Annotated in this window: 18 protein-coding genes; 8 read left to right on the forward strand and 10 right to left on the reverse strand. The window is 62.2% G+C overall.

Annotated elements, in window-relative coordinates; all coding sequences use genetic code 11:
• Positions 1-72: 72 nt before the first annotated feature.
• A complete protein-coding gene (gene argB, locus K3152_RS09740; RefSeq protein ID WP_425594675.1) occupies positions 73-984 on the reverse strand; it encodes an acetylglutamate kinase in 912 nt (303 codons plus the stop codon).
• A gap of 86 nt (positions 985-1,070) precedes the next feature.
• Between argB and K3152_RS09745 the strand changes: the two genes are divergently transcribed.
• Entirely contained in the window at positions 1,071-1,736 is a 666-nt protein-coding gene (locus K3152_RS09745; RefSeq protein ID WP_221573930.1) for a hypothetical protein, read from the forward strand.
• Positions 1,724-2,257 carry a hypothetical protein gene (locus K3152_RS09750; RefSeq protein WP_221573931.1) on the forward strand — a complete coding sequence of 178 codons (534 nt, stop codon included), beginning with the start codon at positions 1,724-1,726 and terminating at the stop codon, positions 2,255-2,257. The genes K3152_RS09745 and K3152_RS09750 overlap by 13 nt, the downstream gene beginning before the upstream one ends.
• Here K3152_RS09750 and K3152_RS09755 read toward each other — a convergent pair.
• Positions 2,233-2,769, reverse strand: coding sequence for a DUF4440 domain-containing protein (locus tag K3152_RS09755; protein WP_247713384.1), 537 nt, complete (start codon positions 2,767-2,769; stop codon positions 2,233-2,235). The two genes, K3152_RS09750 and K3152_RS09755, sit on opposite strands and share 25 nt — an antisense overlap.
• Positions 2,770-2,882: 113 nt before the next feature.
• On the opposite strand from K3152_RS09755, the gene K3152_RS09760 reads away from it, so the two are divergent.
• A complete protein-coding gene (locus K3152_RS09760) occupies positions 2,883-3,314 on the forward strand; it encodes a DUF4870 family protein (RefSeq protein ID WP_247713339.1) in 432 nt (143 codons plus the stop codon).
• A gap of 136 nt (positions 3,315-3,450) precedes the next feature.
• Here K3152_RS09760 and K3152_RS09765 read toward each other — a convergent pair whose 3' ends face one another.
• Positions 3,451-3,705: an HP1242/YdcH family protein gene (locus K3152_RS09765; protein ID WP_221573933.1), complete on the reverse strand. Its 255-nt coding sequence runs from the start codon at positions 3,703-3,705 to the stop codon at positions 3,451-3,453.
• Between the two features lie 167 nt (positions 3,706-3,872).
• Positions 3,873-4,346 (reverse strand): DUF1294 domain-containing protein, encoded by a 474-nt coding sequence (locus tag K3152_RS14340; protein ID WP_345719793.1) that lies wholly within the window; start codon positions 4,344-4,346, stop codon positions 3,873-3,875.
• Between the two features lie 224 nt (positions 4,347-4,570).
• Here K3152_RS14340 and K3152_RS09780 point away from each other — a divergent pair, with 224 nt between their 5' ends.
• Positions 4,571-5,011 carry a thermonuclease family protein gene (locus K3152_RS09780; RefSeq protein WP_221573934.1) on the forward strand — a complete coding sequence of 147 codons (441 nt, stop codon included), beginning with the start codon at positions 4,571-4,573 and terminating at the stop codon, positions 5,009-5,011.
• Positions 5,012-5,205: 194 nt separating this feature from the next.
• Here K3152_RS09780 and K3152_RS09785 read toward each other — a convergent pair whose 3' ends face one another.
• Genes K3152_RS09785 through K3152_RS09795 form a run of 3 tightly spaced genes read right to left on the reverse strand, consistent with a single transcriptional unit; the run spans position 5,206 to position 7,558 of the window.
• Positions 5,206-6,006, reverse strand: a complete 801-nt coding sequence (locus tag K3152_RS09785) for a ComEC/Rec2 family competence protein (RefSeq protein ID WP_221573935.1) — start codon at positions 6,004-6,006, stop codon at positions 5,206-5,208.
• A complete protein-coding gene (locus K3152_RS09790) occupies positions 5,999-6,493 on the reverse strand; it encodes a hypothetical protein (protein ID WP_221573936.1) in 495 nt (164 codons plus the stop codon). The genes K3152_RS09785 and K3152_RS09790 overlap by 8 nt, the downstream gene beginning before the upstream one ends.
• Before the next feature lie 6 nt (positions 6,494-6,499).
• Complete coding sequence (locus K3152_RS09795; protein ID WP_221573937.1) at positions 6,500-7,558, reverse strand: ribonucleotide-diphosphate reductase subunit beta; 1,059 nt, start codon at positions 7,556-7,558, stop codon at positions 6,500-6,502.
• 190 nt (positions 7,559-7,748) lie between these two features.
• Between K3152_RS09795 and K3152_RS09800 the strand changes: the two genes are divergently transcribed.
• The 3 genes from K3152_RS09800 (at position 7,749) to K3152_RS09810 (ending at position 10,090) form a co-directional block, all read left to right on the forward strand.
• On the forward strand, positions 7,749-8,072 hold the full coding sequence (locus K3152_RS09800) for a hypothetical protein (protein ID WP_221573938.1): 324 nt from the start codon (positions 7,749-7,751) through the stop codon (positions 8,070-8,072).
• A 278-nt stretch (positions 8,073-8,350) separates the two neighbouring features.
• Positions 8,351-8,596: a DUF2171 domain-containing protein gene (locus tag K3152_RS09805; RefSeq protein ID WP_221573939.1), complete on the forward strand. Its 246-nt coding sequence runs from the start codon at positions 8,351-8,353 to the stop codon at positions 8,594-8,596.
• 138 nt (positions 8,597-8,734) lie between these two features.
• A complete protein-coding gene (locus K3152_RS09810; RefSeq protein WP_221573940.1) occupies positions 8,735-10,090 on the forward strand; it encodes a GGDEF domain-containing protein in 1,356 nt (451 codons plus the stop codon).
• Here K3152_RS09810 and K3152_RS09815 read toward each other — a convergent pair.
• Positions 10,084-12,114 carry a ribonucleoside-diphosphate reductase subunit alpha gene (locus K3152_RS09815; protein ID WP_221573941.1) on the reverse strand — a complete coding sequence of 677 codons (2,031 nt, stop codon included), beginning with the start codon at positions 12,112-12,114 and terminating at the stop codon, positions 10,084-10,086. The genes K3152_RS09810 and K3152_RS09815 overlap by 7 nt on opposite strands.
• A gap of 490 nt (positions 12,115-12,604) precedes the next feature.
• Here K3152_RS09815 and K3152_RS09820 point away from each other — a divergent pair, with 490 nt between their 5' ends.
• Positions 12,605-13,198 (forward strand): HD domain-containing protein, encoded by a 594-nt coding sequence (locus K3152_RS09820; RefSeq protein ID WP_221573942.1) that lies wholly within the window; start codon positions 12,605-12,607, stop codon positions 13,196-13,198.
• Positions 13,199-13,317: 119 nt separating this feature from the next.
• Here the strand turns inward: K3152_RS09820 and K3152_RS09825 are convergent, their stop codons facing one another.
• Positions 13,318-13,821 (reverse strand): energy transducer TonB family protein, encoded by a 504-nt coding sequence (locus K3152_RS09825; protein ID WP_221573943.1) that lies wholly within the window; start codon positions 13,819-13,821, stop codon positions 13,318-13,320.
• A 372-nt stretch (positions 13,822-14,193) separates the two neighbouring features.
• Positions 14,194-15,090, reverse strand: a complete 897-nt coding sequence (locus K3152_RS09830) for an alpha/beta fold hydrolase (protein ID WP_221573944.1) — start codon at positions 15,088-15,090, stop codon at positions 14,194-14,196.
• Positions 15,091-15,218 lie beyond the last annotated feature (128 nt).

Consider the following 15,218-nt stretch of genomic DNA (forward strand, 5'->3'; position numbering starts at 1 on the left):
GGAAAAGGACAGTCCCGTAGGCAAACGCCTCTACAAGAGGCCGCGCGAGGCCGCCACCCCCCAAGTGTGCGCTTATTGGTCTGCGCTTATCAGCGTCCCTGCGCCCCGCGCGGTGAAGAATTCGAGCAGCATCGCATGCGGCACCCGCCCGTCGAGCACCACCGCCGCCTCGCAGCCTGCCTCCACCGCCGTCACGCAGGTTTCGAGCTTGGGAATCATCCCGCCGCTGATGGTCCCGTCCTCGCGCAGGGCCGCAATGTCGGCTGGCGTGAGGTCGGTAAGGAGCTTGCCCTGTTTGTCCAGCACCCCGTCGACATCGGTCAGCAGGAGTAGGCGCGCCGCACCCAGCGCCGAGGCCAGCGCGCCCGCCATGGTGTCGGCGTTAATGTTGTAGGTGTGGCCGTCCTCGCCAGTGCCGATGGGCGCAATCACGGGTATCATGCCCGCCGCCGTCGCAGTCTCGATGATGGTCGTGTCGACCGCGCTGGGCTCGCCCACGAAGCCGAGGTCCAGCGCCTTCTCGATATGGCTTTCGGGGTCCTTGGTTGTGCGCTCGACCTTGCGCGCGGTGACCAGCCCGCCGTCTTTGCCCGAAATGCCCATTGCCTTGCCGCCCGCGCGCGCAATCGATCCGACAATGGCCTTGTTGATCGCGCCCGAGAGGACCATTTCGGCGACCTCCGCTGTTGCCTTGTCGGTCACCCTGAGACCGTCGACGAAGCGCGTTTCCACGCCCAGTTTCTCCAGCATCGCACCAATTTGCGGGCCGCCACCGTGGACCACCACCGGGTTGATACCGACTGCCTTCAGCAACACTACGTCCTCGGCAAATTCGCGCGCGGCATCCTCGTCGCCCATGGCGTTGCCGCCGTATTTCACCACGAAGCTGCGGCCTGCGTAACGCTGGAAATAGGGCAGCGCCTCGATAAGCGTCTGGGCCTTGGCGCTGGCATCGGTGAGGGTCATGGTGTCGGTCTCGTTCATCGCTTTCCTGCCGCCCTAGCTGGCGTGGGGCCGCGGTGGAAGCCAATCATCTGTTCGCTGCGTGCAAGACGCGCTAGGCTTGGCTGATGAAACGCACACTCATACTCCTCGCCGCGCTGCCGCTCGCTGCCTGCACCACTGCGCAAGGCGCGCGCCTGCCCTCCGCGCAGGAAGCCTTCTGGGACGCGCTGCAGAGCCATTGCGGCAAGGCCTATCGCGGACAGCTTGTCAGCGAAGATGCGCGCGATGCCGACTGGAAGGGCCGCGCGATGATTGCCCATTGGGCCGCCTGCGACGAGCGCAAGGTCGCCATCGCCTTCCACACCGAAAGCGGTCTGGAGACCTCGGTCGGAAATCCGGTCTGGGACCGCTCGCGCACCTGGATTATCTCGCGCCAGTATATCGAGAACGCCGCGCGCGCCACGCCCATCGGCCTCGAACTGAAGCACGACCACCGCCACGAGGATGGCGAGCCCGACACGGTCACCTTCTATGGCGGGCTGACCCAAGACAAGGGCACGGCGCGCGCGCAGGACTTCCCGGTCGACGGCTATTCGATTGCGCTGTTCGGCGACAACGGCCTCGGCGCATCGCTGACCAATGTCTGGCGCGTCGAAGTCGACCCGGCGAGCGACGAGGACGCGCGCTTTGTCTACCAGCTCACCCGCCGCAACGACCCCACCCGCCTGTTCCGCGTCGAGTTCGACGCCAGCGAAGCGGTCGCACCGCCACCGCCCGCATGGGGCTGGTAGGCCGCGTCCGCGAGGGGACGCGGCCTCCCGAAAGCCTGCTGCTCACCGCGCCGGGCGAGCGCGCCTATGTCGATCGCTGGGATTGCGATGTGGCGGCCGGCATCGGCCTCGCCCACCTCATCGAAGCATTCTTCACCAGCAAGGCGTTCCGCGCAGAGCGGCTGGCGTTAGCGGCCATCGGTCGTGGCGGGACCGATGGAGAAGCTTTGCTGCTGGCGATGGGAGCGGCGCAGAACTTCGCGGCGTGGACTCAGGTCGAGCGCCGCGAGAACGAGATCCTCCTCGAGGATTTCGCCGGCCGGACACGCTGCTGGCTGGCAGTCACGCCCTCGGCCGATTTCACCACCCTGTCCTTCGGCACCGCCATCATGGCGCGTCACGGTATGCACGCCGCCGCCCGCAGCGAGAACCTCGCTTTTCGCGCGCTCGTGCCCTTCCACCGCCCCTATGCCCGCGCGCTGCTCATGTCGGCGGCGCACAAGGCGGTTCGCCTGCGTCAGCGAGCGGTTTCAGGGGGATAGGCAGGCGCCGGACCGTGGTCGAGGCTGAGGCTTTCGAGCAGGCGGAAACGGCCTTCTTCGGGCATCCATTGCCAGATGTGCAGGTAGCGCCCGCCGCCGGTCTGAACCCAGCCCTTTTCCTTGCCGCGCCATTCCAAGAAGGTGTGGTGCGCCTCTTCCAGCGCGCCCCAGTCGCCCAGCTTCTTGATGGTGCGGCTGCCCGGAACCAGCAAGCGGCGGTTCTTGTAGCCCTCGTTCTTGCCGCCCGGCGCACGCGCCTCGCAGGCCTCGCGCGCCTGGTCGACCATTTGCTTCCCGCTGGCGAGCGGCAGGCCGACGAGGTCGTGCACCATGCGGAAATCCTCATGCACGAGGTCCGCCACCGCATCGGGATCGCAGCCTTCGAAGAAGCCCCAGAACAGCCGCGCATCATTCGCTTCGATGCGGCTCACCATCTCCTCGCCCGTGGGCATGGGCGGCGGGGTATCGGCGGGGACGGCGGCAGCGGCCTGCGCCAGCAGGATGGCGGACATGATGGTCAAACGAACTCTCCCTCAAAGGTGAGTTGCCTATCTAATACACCACGCCCTTGCGTCAAGCCCCGCAGCCTGTAATCTGCCCCATGCACCTTAGGGAGGGACGCAAGATGGACAATTCGCAGCAATCCCGCGAGAGCGGTCGTATCGACGTAGGCGCTGACCGCGAGGGTTTCGGCACGCAGCCGCCGGCGCGCAGCAGCAACGCATCGGGCGTCGACAGCAATCGCCCGGTGATTGTCGGCGCGCTTTACCTCGCCAGTTTCCTGACCGGGATCACCGGTCTGGTGGGCGTGGTGCTGGCGCATATCTGGGAGGGCGAGGCGCGAGGCACCTGGGCGGAATCGCACTACACTTATCTCATCCGCACCTTCTGGTTCTCTTTCCTCGCGAGCATCGCGGCCGTGGTGCTGATGTTCGTGATTATCGGCTTTTTCCTGTTCCCGCTGATTGCCATCTGGTTCGGGGTGCGCAGCGTGCTGAGCCTTGTGAAAGCTTCGAAGCAGGAACCGATGCCCGATCCCAAGACGCTCTTGTTCTAGGGCCTGGCCGATAGCGGCAGGGGTGAGGCGGCGGGAGCGACCGGTGCCATACCAATCGCCCCTCGGGACATACCCACCCACAGCAAGCGGCCCGCCTCCCGAAGGGACGCGGGCCGTTTCTCCTTGCGCCGTACCCTCAGGCTGCGCCGCGTTCGCGCGCGACGATCGCGGTGATCTCGTCGAGCAGGCCGAGACGCTTCTTCTTCAGCTGCTCGGTGCGCTCGTCGCTCGCAGCTTCCGCCTCCGCCTCGATGCGGTGAACCGCGCGATTGGCATCATGATAATCGTCCGCGAGACGGGCGAAATGGCCATCCTCCTGCTTGAGCCGCGTGACGAGGTCGCGTTCGCGCTTGAAGATTTCGGTGAGGGCGTTGGGGGTGTGCTGCGACATCTGTGGGTCCTTTCCGTTCGTGTTGAAACCCCTTCTAGCGCGGCGTGGAGGGCGCCGCTTTGCGCAAGATCAAATTTCGGGCGCGGGCCCGAAATTGCGCGAAAAGCCCCCCATTGCCGGAAAGCGGCAGCAGCGCTCGGGCAGGAGAGCGCCTTGCGGGATCAGCGTCAGTAATGCGGCTCGCAGGCAACGCCGTCGCCATCGCCATCCATTCCTTCACGGTAGCCGGGCTGGCCGCGATAGAGCGGCGCCTTGCCCGCGGCGCGCACCTGGTTGCAGCCGGCGTAATGGACCGAAGCCTCGACCGCGAGACGGGCGGCCTTCTCCTCTTCGGTCTCGAACAGTGTCATGCCGGGCAGCGATTGGCCCGAGAAGAGCATGGCGCCAATCGCTACCGCCCCGCAAAGCTGGAGTACGCCGGTCACGAACAGCCGGTCGGAAAAGCTCTTCTTGCGGGTCTTGTGCCGAAAGGCCGCGCGGCCGGCATAGGCCCCGGGCAAGCCGCCGATGAAGGCGAGGAAGATGAGCGTGTCCTCGCGGATCCGGCGGCCGCCGCTTTCTGCCAGGGACTTGTCGATACCGAAGGCGGCGAAGGCGATGAAATTCACCGCGATGAGATAGTAGATGAGGTATTCTGTCATTGCCCCCGCACCGATTTTCCGGACGCCTTGTGCCAAGTGACTAGCCCCGGCAGCGCGCAAGGCAAGGGTTTGAGCGAGCGCCCCTGCGCGTTATCGTGGCCGCGATGAGCCGCAGACCGCCCACCCCCGCCTTCCGCCGCCGCCCGGCGCCGAACAGGCCGCGAGTGCGCAACACGAAATGGAAGCGGGCGAGGCGCAGGCGCTTGCCCGGCAAGGGAGCCTTGGTGACGGCGCTCGTCTTCGCGCTCGCCATCGGCTGGTTCCTGTCCAAGGACCAGCTGTTCCCGCCCACACTCCCGCCGCAGAGCGAGGTGGCGATAGCCTTCCGCCCCTGCGGCATGCCCGGCAGCGGGCCTTGCGTGATCGACGGCGACACGCTGGCGATAGGCCAGCGCCGCGTGCGCCTGACCGGCTACGACGCGCCCGAGATGGACGGGGCCTGCAAATACGAACGCGCCAAAGCCCGCGAGGCCAAGGACGAACTCCACCGCTGGCTCGCCCGCGGCCGCTTCACCTGGACCGGCGGCGATAATCCCCCGCGCGACCGCTGGGGCCGCGAACTACGCGAAGCCCGCCGCGGCGACGACCTCTTGGCAGAGCACATGGTCAGCGCAGGGCTGGCCGAGGAAATGGGCTGGGGCGCGGAGAGGCGCGAATGGTGTTGAGGATTCTTTGTGTTTCGAACCCGCCTCCGCGGGTTCGTCATCGCTAGACGTGCGGCAAGCCGCACCCGCTGCGGGCGGGCGGTCGCCCTTGCGGTCGGCTGGTCGCAGCCCGAACAAGCACTAGGCCTGCCATCGTCCTTACCCCATTCCATTGCGGCATAGCTGAACGATGAAATCTCGCATCAACCTGACAATCAAGATGCCGACCAACCACCGGAAGAAATATTGAAAGTAATATCTCCATCCTCGCGGGTGGTTAGCACCTTTCTCTCGCGATCTCTGAAAACCGCTCCGCGGCTAGCATTGTAATACGCCGACTGCGTTTCTTGCGTTAAGTGCTTGAGTTCGCAATCCGATATGACAGTCCAATAGGGGTTAGCGCATTTTAGGAATTCGGGATGGACGGAACCTTCTCGCCCGTGATGTGGTGCCAGAAGCACTCCGCAATCATTGACGCTATTACGGAATTCAGAACGTTTCATAATGAGGTCAAAGCCTGCACGCTCCATGTCTCCGGGAAACACAAATTTTACGCCGTGAACTTTGAACAAGGTCACAGCGCTCATGTTATTTTCATCGCCAAATGATCCTGACGGATTGTAATACATTTCTCGTTCGAGAGCACCGTAATCAACTGGCTTATACTCGCCTGTATATTGGTCAGCCATGCTTACGAGTTCTCGGATACCGGGCCCCATCCCATCGTCAGATTTGAGACGGCAAATCTCGTCAGTGGTGACATTCTTCGACCGCCAAAGGGAAGAGATGGAGATTCCGGAGTTACGAAGCTCGGGCAACCCATTTGCATGATCCTCGTCATAGTTCGTGATCACGAGCATATCGAGGGTCTTAATACCCCGTCGTTGCAGTTCGATTGTCGGCGTCCAGCCAGATTTTCCGTTTGTGCCGCAATCAACTAAAATGGTTCTTCCGGTGTCCGCAGTAAAGAGCGCACATGAACCATGTTGCACGTCAAATATTGTTAATTCAGCCACCTTTGTTCGCCTTCGTCCGCTCGGAGATGTAATTGTTTTGCTTCACGTAAGACACGAAAAACAGGATTCCGAGGGCTGCCACCGCCAAATGCATCCGGAGTGGATCTTTTAGTCCGATTGCTTCGGCAATTCCCCACGAAGCTAAAACTCCGAAATAGACGACTACCCCGCCACATAGCGACCGATAACCATTGGCAACTTGGACTAGCGTTTGAATTTTTGGATCTGCCTTTTCGGCGGCCACAAATGTACCGTACCAATCTGTCTCAGATGGTCCCGACCGAAATCTCTTAGCGATCTTAGAAACCAAAAGAGACCCCGCTCTGCTAGCGAGAAGGCCTAAAATGTATGACGTTACGCCATAGGCAGCCAGAGCTTCAGAACTGACAATAGGCACGCCGGCAGTCCGCAATGCTTCGGCCAGTATTAGACCTGGAATAAGCGTGACAATTAAGTCGTAGGCCCCAATCTTCTCGATTGGATTCATTTCTACCTACTCCGCAGCCACAGCCCCTTCGCCGTCCTCGAACAGGCCCGGGCCGTCGGTCTCGGCCTCTTCCTCGTTCGCGGCCTTGGCTTTCTGGCGCTTGTCGAAGCTCGACCACACGTCGTTCCAGTTGCCCTTGGTCGCGCCCTTCGAATATTCGGTCGCGCGGGTTTCGAAGAAGTTGGCGTGCTCCACACCGTTCAGCAGCGGGGCGAGCCAGGGGAGCGGGTGGTCATCAACCATGTAGATCGGGTCGAGGTTCAGCTGCCCCAGGCGCCAGTCGGCGATGTAGCGGATGTACTTCTTGATATCCTTCGCCGTCATGCCGGACACGGGGCCCATCTCGAAGGCGAGGTCGATGAAGTTGTCCTCCAGTCGCACCGTCTTCTGGCAGATGTCGATGATGTCTTCCTTGACCGCCTTGGTCAGGCAGTCGCGCTCGCGCACGAACTCGTGGAACATGCGGATGATGCCTTCGCAGTGCAGGCTCTCGTCGCGCACCGACCAGCTGACGATCTGCCCCATGCCCTTCATCTTGTTGAAGCGCGGGAAGTTCATCAGCATGGCGAAGCTGGCGAACAGCTGCATGCCTTCGGTGAAGGCGCCGAACATGGCGAGCGTGCGGGCGATGTCCTCATCGCTGTCGACGCCGAACTGCTGCATGTAATTGTGCTTGTCGGCCATTTCCTCGTAATCGAGGAAGGCGGAATATTCGCTCTCGGGCATGCCGATGGTGTCGAGCAGGTGGCTGTAGGCCGCGATGTGCACCGTCTCCATGTTGGAGAAAGCGGTGAGCATCATCTTCACTTCGGTCGGCTTGAACACGCGGCCGTATTTGTCGTGATAGCAATCCTGCACCTCGACATCGGCCTGGGTGAAGAAACGGAAAATCTGGGTGAGGAGGTTGCGCTCGTGCTCGGTCAGCTTCTGCGCCCAGTCGCGGCAGTCTTCGCCCAGCGGCACTTCTTCCGGCATCCAGTGGATTTGCTGCTGGCGCTTCCAGAATTCATAGGCCCAGGGATATTCGAAGGGCTTGTAGGTCTTTCTGGCTTCGAGCAACGACATCTTGTGTCTCCGGCGTGAGTGCGTGTGCGACTCATATAGGGAATCACGGAGCGGAATCGAAGGCAAGGGGGGATGATTCGGTGGGGATAAGGTCTGGGTAACTATTTCCCGCCGGACCCGCCCTTCGCGTGCGACCAGTTGCGGAACGGCAACACGGCGCGGGCCGTTGATAGGGCAAAGGAGAGTTTCGATGTCCCATCACGACAAACAGCCCGGCGAAGGCGCGCAGCCCGGCAACCAGCAGCAGGCGCTCGACGCGCAGGTCGGCGGCCCGCGGCCCGAGTATGACCAGTACGAGGTCAACCAGCCCGGCAACATCAACAAGCAGGCCCAAGCGCAGGCAGGGTATGGCAATGCCCGCGACGAAGACGGCCAGATGGAGCAGGACGTCGCCACGCACAGCTTGGGCAGCCAGCCGCTCCACCAGGACAACGCCGCACAGCCCGGCGAAATCTCGGACCGGCCCGATGAACGCGCCGCAGCCGATGCGGCCCGGCCCCTTTCGGGCAGTTGATGCGTTAGACAGTTTCGGGGCTAAAGCGGACGTGTCCGGTTTTCCCCTTTTGCGGGCATGTCTCGCGAAACCCCGGCGCCCCGTCTCTCGTAGGCGGGGCGTCAACTTTTTTAAGCCCTACCGCATGTTGCGCTGCTTGAGGGCGCGTCTTTTCTCGCCCGAACGCGCTCGATTGCGCCCTCCTCACTGACCCGTGCATGAGCTTCGACGAAGCGTGGACCGATCCCCCTACGCGCCCGTTGGTAAAGTGTAAGCAATTTAAAACAAAAGGGTTTTATATGTTTGAGAAGCTACGTATCAAGGAACACATGGAAGTCACCGACTGTCGCGGACAGCATGTTGGCACGGTCGACCACGTACAGGACGACGCCATCAAGCTGACCAAGTCGGACAGCAGCGACGACATGCACCACTTCCTCTCGCTCGACGACGTCGAGAAGATCGACGACAATCGCATCTATCTGAAGGAAGGTGCACGCATCCCGGAAGGTCTTGGCAACAAGGCCGTCATGGAAGACGCATAACGCCGTGACCGGCACTAAAGCCGTCATGAAGAAGGCCCCGCCTGCAAGATTTGCACGCGGGGTTTTTCCTATGCGTAATCCTCGGGCGGAAAGGACACGATTGCTTAGCGCTTCGCATGGCATAACATTGGCGTAGAGATGACACGGGCGCGCGACGACACTCACTCCGACGGAGCCGGGATGATCGACTGGTGGAAGGGCAAGCGTATTGCCTGCCCCGTGCACCTGCGTGCGGCGCTGGAGACTGCGGTCGATGACCAGCATTATCGCGAAGCCCGTTTTCTCGCCGTGCTCGGCATGCTGGTTGCGCTGATCTCGCTTACCGTCGACCTTGTCACGATACCCGAGCACTTTGGCCTTGTCGCCATCGTGCGACTGATGGTGACGGCGCCGGTCCTGCTTGCCGTCCTGGCCATACCGCGCAGTCGGCTCGCATTGCAGAAGTTCCTGCTGGGCGCGGGGCTGAGTGTATTCTCCCTGACGCTGCTCTTCGCCAGCGGCTTCGCTCCTCCTCCTGCCGACAGCTTCATGGCCGTAGGCGTCATTATGATGTTGGGCATCGCGCTACCGCTGCTGCCGTTCCGGAGGCGGGGAATCGTGCTGTTCATAGCCGCAGTGGTCATCCCGTCAGGCATCCTTGTGATTTTCCAGCAGAAGGCCGAAGGCTATGCGGAGACGTTCCTGCTGATCCTGACGTTGGTCGCGACCGGCGCCGGAGTGCTTGCCCGGCGGTTTCGCTGGCTCGATCGGCGCAATGCCTTGCTCACTCTCCAGGCGAAGGACCGCGCACGCGAGCTCGAACGGAGTAATGCGCGGCTCACGCAGTTGTCGATGCTCGATCCATTGACCGACCTTGCAAACCGCCGCTGGGCCGAGCAGGCCTTTGAACGCGACTATGCCGCCCGTCGCGAGGACGCCCCCGGGCTCACAGCGGTACTGCTTCTCGACCTCGACCACTTCAAGAACTTCAACGATCGCTGGGGCCACGAGGCCGGTGACAAATGCCTGCAGGCAGTTGCCGAGGTGCTGCGCCATTGTGCGGGCAGGCATGGAGGGCTGGCTGCACGTTTCGGTGGCGAGGAATTCGTGGTCTGCTGCGCGTCGAAGATACGGCAGAGGCACTGGAACTTGCCGAGCAGGTTCGCGTCGGCGTCGAACGCATCGATATTGACCACGGCCGGAAAACCGCCCCCGTCAGCTGCACCGTCAGCATCGGCATCGTGGCGCACGAAGAAGGGGGAGCGCCCGTATTGGGCGAAATGCTCAGGAAGGCCGACGAAGCGCTCTACCAAGCCAAGAGCGAGGGCCGCAATCGCTACCGGCTGGCGGCCTGAGGACCAGCCTGCCAGTGGGCGGGCCGTGGCTCCTCCCAAGTCCTGCGGGTTGCCCGTCCAGATACTCAGCCGCGCAAAACGAAACCGCCCCGCTGGCCGTCATGGCGAGCGGGGCGGTAATTGTCTCTCGGACGATGGTTCAGCCGAACCTGCTTACTGACAGGCGAGGCATTCCTCGTAATCGGTCTGCTCCCCGGCACCGGCGGACAGTTCGAACTTGGTCGCGTCCTTGGTGTTGTCGGTTTCCACGCCGCCGGCGAAACCGGCGCGCTGCACCGACTTCGAGCGGAGGTAGTAGAGCGACTTGATGCCCTTCTCCCAGGCCTGGAAGTGCAGCATCATCAAGTCCCACTTGTCGACATCGGCCGGGATGAACAGGTTCAGCGACTGCGCCTGGTCGATATAGGGCGCGCGGTCGGCGGCGAATTCGAGCAGCCAGCGCTGGTCGATTTCGAAGCTGGTCTTGAACGTCGCCTTTTCTTCCGGGGTCAGGAAGTCGAGGTGCTGGACGCTGCCGCCCTTCTCAAGGATCGAATTCCAGATCGCGGTCGAGTTCTTGCTCTTCTTGTCGAGGAGTTTTTCCAGATACGGGTTCTTCACGATGAAGCTGCCCGACAGCGTCTTGTGGGTGTAGATATTGGCCGGGATCGGCTCGATGCAGGCGCTGGTGCCGCCGCAGATGATCGAGATCGACGCGGTCGGCGCGATCGCCATCTTGCAGCTGAAACGCTCCATCGCGCCCATTTCTTCCGCGTCCGGGCATGCGCCGCGTTCCTGCGCGAGGACCATGGATGCTTCGGAAGCCTTGCCCTGGATGTGCTTGAACATCTTGAGGTTCCAGACCTTGGCCATCGGGCTTTCGAAGCCAATGCCCTTCTGCTGGAGGAAGGAGTGGAAGCCCATCACGCCGAGACCGACCGAGCGTTCGCGCATCGCCGAATACTTGGCACGCGCCATCTCGTCGGGCGCGCGGTCGATATAGTTCTGCAGCACGTTGTCGAGGAAGCGCATGACGTCCTCGATGAACTGCTTCTCGGTGTTCCACTCGTCCCACTTCTCGATGTTGAGCGAGGAGAGACAGCACACCGCGGTGCGGTCGTTGCCGAGGTGGTCGATACCGGTCGGGAGCGTAATTTCGGCGCACAGGTTCGAGGTCGAGACCTTGAGGCCCAGCTCGCGGTGATGCTTGGGCATCATCCGGTTCACCGTGTCCGAGAAGACGATATAGGGTTCGCCCGTGGCGAGGCGGGTCTCGACCAGCTTCTGGAACAGCGAACGCGCGTCCACCGTCTTGCGGACACTGCCGTCCTTCGGGCTGAGGAGGTCGAATTCCTCGCCATTGCGTACCGCTTCCATGAAAGCGTCGGTCACCAGCACGCCATGGTGAAGGTTCAGCGCCTTGCGGTTGAAGTCACCCGAGGGTTTGCGGATTTCGAGGAATTCCTCGATTTCCGGGTGGGTGATGTCGATGTAGCAGGCGGCCGAGCCGCGGCGCAGCGAACCTTGCGAAATAGCCAGCGTCAGGCTGTCCATCACGCGCACGAAGGGAATGATGCCGCTGGTCTTGCCGTTGAGGCCCACCGGCTCGCCGATGCCGCGCACATTGCCCCAGTATGTGCCGATGCCGCCGCCCTTGGACGCGAGCCAGACGTTCTCGTTCCAGGTGTTGACGATGCCGTCGAGGCTGTCGCTCACCGAGTTGAGGTAGCAGGAAATGGGCAGGCCGCGCTGCGTGCCGCCGTTCGAGAGAACGGGGGTTGCGGGCATGAACCAGAGCTTCGAGATGTAGTCGTAAAGTCGCTGGGCGTGGTCGGCATCGTCGGCAAAGGCATCGGCGACGCGGGCGAACAGGTCCTGATAGCTTTCACCGGGCAGCAGGTAGCGGTCTTCGAGCGTTTCCTTGCCGAATTCGGTCAGCAGGTCGTCACGGCTGGCTTCGGTCTTCACGTCGAACCGGCGGTCGAGGATCTTGTGGCTGTCTTCCTTGACCGCAGCCTTGGCAACCGCCGCCATCGCGCCGGCCATTGCCTCACCCGCCTTTTCGGCGACGAGTTCTTCGCTGCCCTTGTCCTGTTTCGCCATGCTCACAGCCTTATCCGCTTTGGTGGGAGCAGCGTCTTCGAGAGTGTCCTGCGTATCAAGATCCAGTCCCATCGCCGCTTCGTCTCCGCCTTTGAAATCCATGATGCCCCACCATTGTCTGTACGTGTATGGCGAGGCCTGCGCTTCCTCGCCTGTTCGCTTTGTGTTCGAGTCGGCGGGAGCCCTACCCGCCTAGCACCGAAAGCCTCGGGAAGGGGTGATTACTTCTCCCCATTTTCTCCACAGACCGGGGCGAAATCGCTTCCTGCTCCATATGGGGAGGAAGGTGCAAATCGCTAGGTCTTGTGTGTACCCCCAGGCAACCGACCACTAGATACTGAATCAGAGCAGAGTCGGGCGCAAGGGGGTGAACGAAATTTTAACGTGCATTTGTCCCATGCAACGTTGCCTTTCAAATTGATGCGATGCAGCGACGCGTGGACCAAGCTGGCTTTGCGGCTCGCGCAAGCCCAAAAACGCATTGGTGCAAAAAATTATGCGGGCAGAAATTGCCCTGCGGACTTGTGAATCAATCGAATCGGGGCTGGCAATTTTCTTGCCGGGGGATCCTCCGGGGACGTAGGGTCAGCGCATGCTCGACACGATTTCGCCCGACCTGCTGCGCGACCTTCAACAGCGTCACGCCGAGCCGCAGCGCTTTTATCACGACTGGAGCCATGTCGAGGCGCTGCTCGGCCACCTGCGCGGCATCGAGGCGCTGATCCACGATAAGGCAGGCGTGCTCCATGCCATCCTCTTCCACGACGCGATCTACGATCCGCGTGCCAGGGATAACGAGCGCAAAAGCGCGGCCCTGCTCGTGGAGACAGATCCGCCCATCGGCGCGGCCTCGCTGGTGCTTGCCGAGACGGCGATTCTCGCCACCGAAGGCCACCGGATGCCCGAGGCGCCCCCGGGCGCCGCCAGCGATATCGCACATTTCCTCGACATGGATCTCGCCATCCTCGGAGCGAGCGAGGAGCGGTTCGACATCTACGAACGGCAGATACGGCGCGAATACGCCCACGTTCCCGAGGATGCCTTTCGCAAGGGGCGTTCCGCCGTTTTGGAAGGTTTCGCCGCGCGCGAGCGGCTGTATTTCAGCGATTGGGGATATGAGCGGTTCGAGATGAAAGCGCGCGCCAACCTCGCCCGCTCGATCGCCGCCCTTCATGCGGGCTGCTGATTTGGGTCACCCATAGCAAACCCCGGCGGCGCACCATTCCCGCAGAAATGGGTACGACACCGGGGCGTTCCAGACGGCATGCTCTTAGGGGGAGGGGCCGACCGGAAAGGAGTGCACCGTCAGGAGGCCGGGGTCAGCGCCACATAGCCGAAGGCAAGGACGCGGCGCTCGTTGCCGCCCATCGCGAGGCGGGCTGCCTCTTCGGCATCGAGCTTGTCGGACAGCCTGACGAGGCTGCGGTCGTTGTTGGCGAAAATGATATTCGCCTGATAGACCTGGTCATCGGCGATGCCCGCAGGGACGGTCTTTATCGAATCCAGGCGGTTGACGGCGCGTACCGCAGTGCGGTCCAGTCCGTAAGTGCCGGTCTTGCGATAGAGGCGGACATTCTCGGGCTCTCCATCTGCGCCACGCGTGAAGCGCACGACGGCAATCCCCTCGCCATAGTCATCCCCCCAGCGCGAAGCACGAAGAAGCTGGTGGTCGAGGTCCTGCGAGACCCGTTCCACAAACTGCGCCCGCGCGTTCTCGGGCGTGACGACAATGGACTGGGAAGAGAGTGGCTCGGCCAGCATGGCTGCCGAACAGACGAGAGCGAGAAGGAGGGTAAGTATCTTAGTCATTATGATCATCCTTTTTCTGACGAAAAGCGATGATCGGCCGCAGAGAGTTACGCAGTGATCGCGACTTCCAATTTTTAAAACATTCAAGCGGAGACGGTCGTTGGTCGATCCGGCCATCGAGCACCTGCGGGAGCGTTCGACGACCGTTGCTGAAAATGAACCTGTCCCACCGGTGTGTCAAATGATGCAATATTGCATGCCGCAAACGTGCAATTTGGAAATTTTGCCACGCTTAACGCGTCATTCGTTCCAAGCTCGTGCAGCTTTTGACTGCGCCAGCGTTTACAAGAAACCTGGTCTCACAACCGACTCCTTGCCTCACGCGACCCGCGGTCCGAATGCGCGCATAGCCCGAACTACACTCGTCGCAACTCAGGCTCGGCCCGTCGCGACCCGCGCGTGTCCGGCAATTTCGCTCGAGAGCCGGTCGACCAGTTCGAGGGGAAGGTCATGTCCCCAGCCGGGAATGGTCGTGAGCTTCGCATCGGGGATGCAGTTCGCGGTATCCCGTCCGCCTTCGCACGGCACCAGCGGGTCGTCTTCGCCGTGCAGCACCAGCGTCGGCACGCTGATGTCGCGAAGCATGGCGCTGCGATCTCCGTCGGCGACGATCGCCGAGAGGTGCCGCGTGGGCCCTTGCGGGTAAAAGCTGCGGCGTACGCTGGTGCGCGTGCGTTCGCGCAAACGGTCTTCGGGTGCCGGATAGGCAGGCGAGCCGATGGTCCGTGCGAGCATGATGCCATGCTCCACCAGCGCCTCCTCCTCCTCGCTCTTGGGCCGCGTTACCAGCGCCTGGAGCGCCTCCTTCTTCGCCGCCGGAAGCTTGGGATTGCCGGTGGTCGAGAAGATCTGGGTGAAGCTGAGGCAGCGTTCGGGATATCGCGCCGCGACATGCTGGGCGATCATCCCGCCCATGCTCGCCCCGACGATATGGGCCCTGTCGATGCCGAGCCCATCGAGCAGGCCGACACCGTCGGCGGCCATGTCGGCGAGCGTATAAGGCACGCGCGGGGTAAGGCCGATCTTTGACATCAGCGTCATCTTGACCAGCCCCGGCGCTTTCACCCCGTCGAACTTGTGGCTGAGCCCGATATCGCGATTGTCGTAGCGGATGACGCGAAAGCCTTCAGCCGCGAGCGCCTCGACCAGTTCGTCGGGCCAGAGCGTCAGCTGCGCGCCGAAACCCATGATGAGCAGCATGGCCGGGTCCGACGGATTGCCATGTTCTTCATAATGCAACTCGATCCCGTTGGCCTTGGTCTTCGGCACGCGTGTTCTCCTGCTCCTGTTGCGAGGAGCAATAGGCCAAAATTCGGGGCCGCTGTCCAGCAGTCACCAACGGGCTCACTTGCTGCGTCATTTCATAGTAAAGATTAAGTAAATATCCACAGCACCTT

Source organism: Qipengyuania polymorpha (assembly GCF_019711435.1).
GTDB classification, from domain to species: Bacteria; Pseudomonadota; Alphaproteobacteria; order Sphingomonadales; family Sphingomonadaceae; genus Qipengyuania; species Qipengyuania polymorpha.

Excerpts from the sequence above, each read along its gene's own strand:
- K3152_RS09805 (WP_221573939.1), top strand. The coding sequence starts at position 8,351 with ATGTTTGAGAAGCTACGTATCAAGGAACACATGGAAGTCACCGACTGT.
- K3152_RS09765 (WP_221573933.1), bottom strand. The coding sequence starts at position 3,705 with ATGTCGCAGCACACCCCCAACGCCCTCACCGAAATCTTCAAGCGCGAA.
- K3152_RS14340 (WP_345719793.1), bottom strand. The coding sequence starts at position 4,346 with ATGACAGAATACCTCATCTACTATCTCATCGCGGTGAATTTCATCGCC.
- K3152_RS09820 (WP_221573942.1), top strand. The coding sequence starts at position 12,605 with ATGCTCGACACGATTTCGCCCGACCTGCTGCGCGACCTTCAACAGCGT.
- K3152_RS09790 (WP_221573936.1), bottom strand. The coding sequence starts at position 6,493 with ATGAATCCAATCGAGAAGATTGGGGCCTACGACTTAATTGTCACGCTT.
- K3152_RS09760 (WP_247713339.1), top strand. The coding sequence starts at position 2,883 with ATGGACAATTCGCAGCAATCCCGCGAGAGCGGTCGTATCGACGTAGGC.
- K3152_RS09795 (WP_221573937.1), bottom strand. The coding sequence starts at position 7,558 with ATGTCGTTGCTCGAAGCCAGAAAGACCTACAAGCCCTTCGAATATCCC.
- K3152_RS09810 (WP_221573940.1), top strand. The coding sequence starts at position 8,735 with ATGACACGGGCGCGCGACGACACTCACTCCGACGGAGCCGGGATGATC.
- K3152_RS09755 (WP_247713384.1), bottom strand. The coding sequence starts at position 2,769 with ATGTCCGCCATCCTGCTGGCGCAGGCCGCTGCCGCCGTCCCCGCCGAT.
- K3152_RS09815 (WP_221573941.1), bottom strand. The coding sequence starts at position 12,114 with ATGGATTTCAAAGGCGGAGACGAAGCGGCGATGGGACTGGATCTTGAT.
- K3152_RS09750 (WP_221573931.1), top strand. The coding sequence starts at position 1,724 with ATGGGGCTGGTAGGCCGCGTCCGCGAGGGGACGCGGCCTCCCGAAAGC.
- argB (WP_425594675.1), bottom strand. The coding sequence starts at position 984 with ATGAACGAGACCGACACCATGACCCTCACCGATGCCAGCGCCAAGGCC.
- K3152_RS09745 (WP_221573930.1), top strand. The coding sequence starts at position 1,071 with ATGAAACGCACACTCATACTCCTCGCCGCGCTGCCGCTCGCTGCCTGC.
- K3152_RS09800 (WP_221573938.1), top strand. The coding sequence starts at position 7,749 with ATGTCCCATCACGACAAACAGCCCGGCGAAGGCGCGCAGCCCGGCAAC.
- K3152_RS09825 (WP_221573943.1), bottom strand. The coding sequence starts at position 13,821 with ATGACTAAGATACTTACCCTCCTTCTCGCTCTCGTCTGTTCGGCAGCC.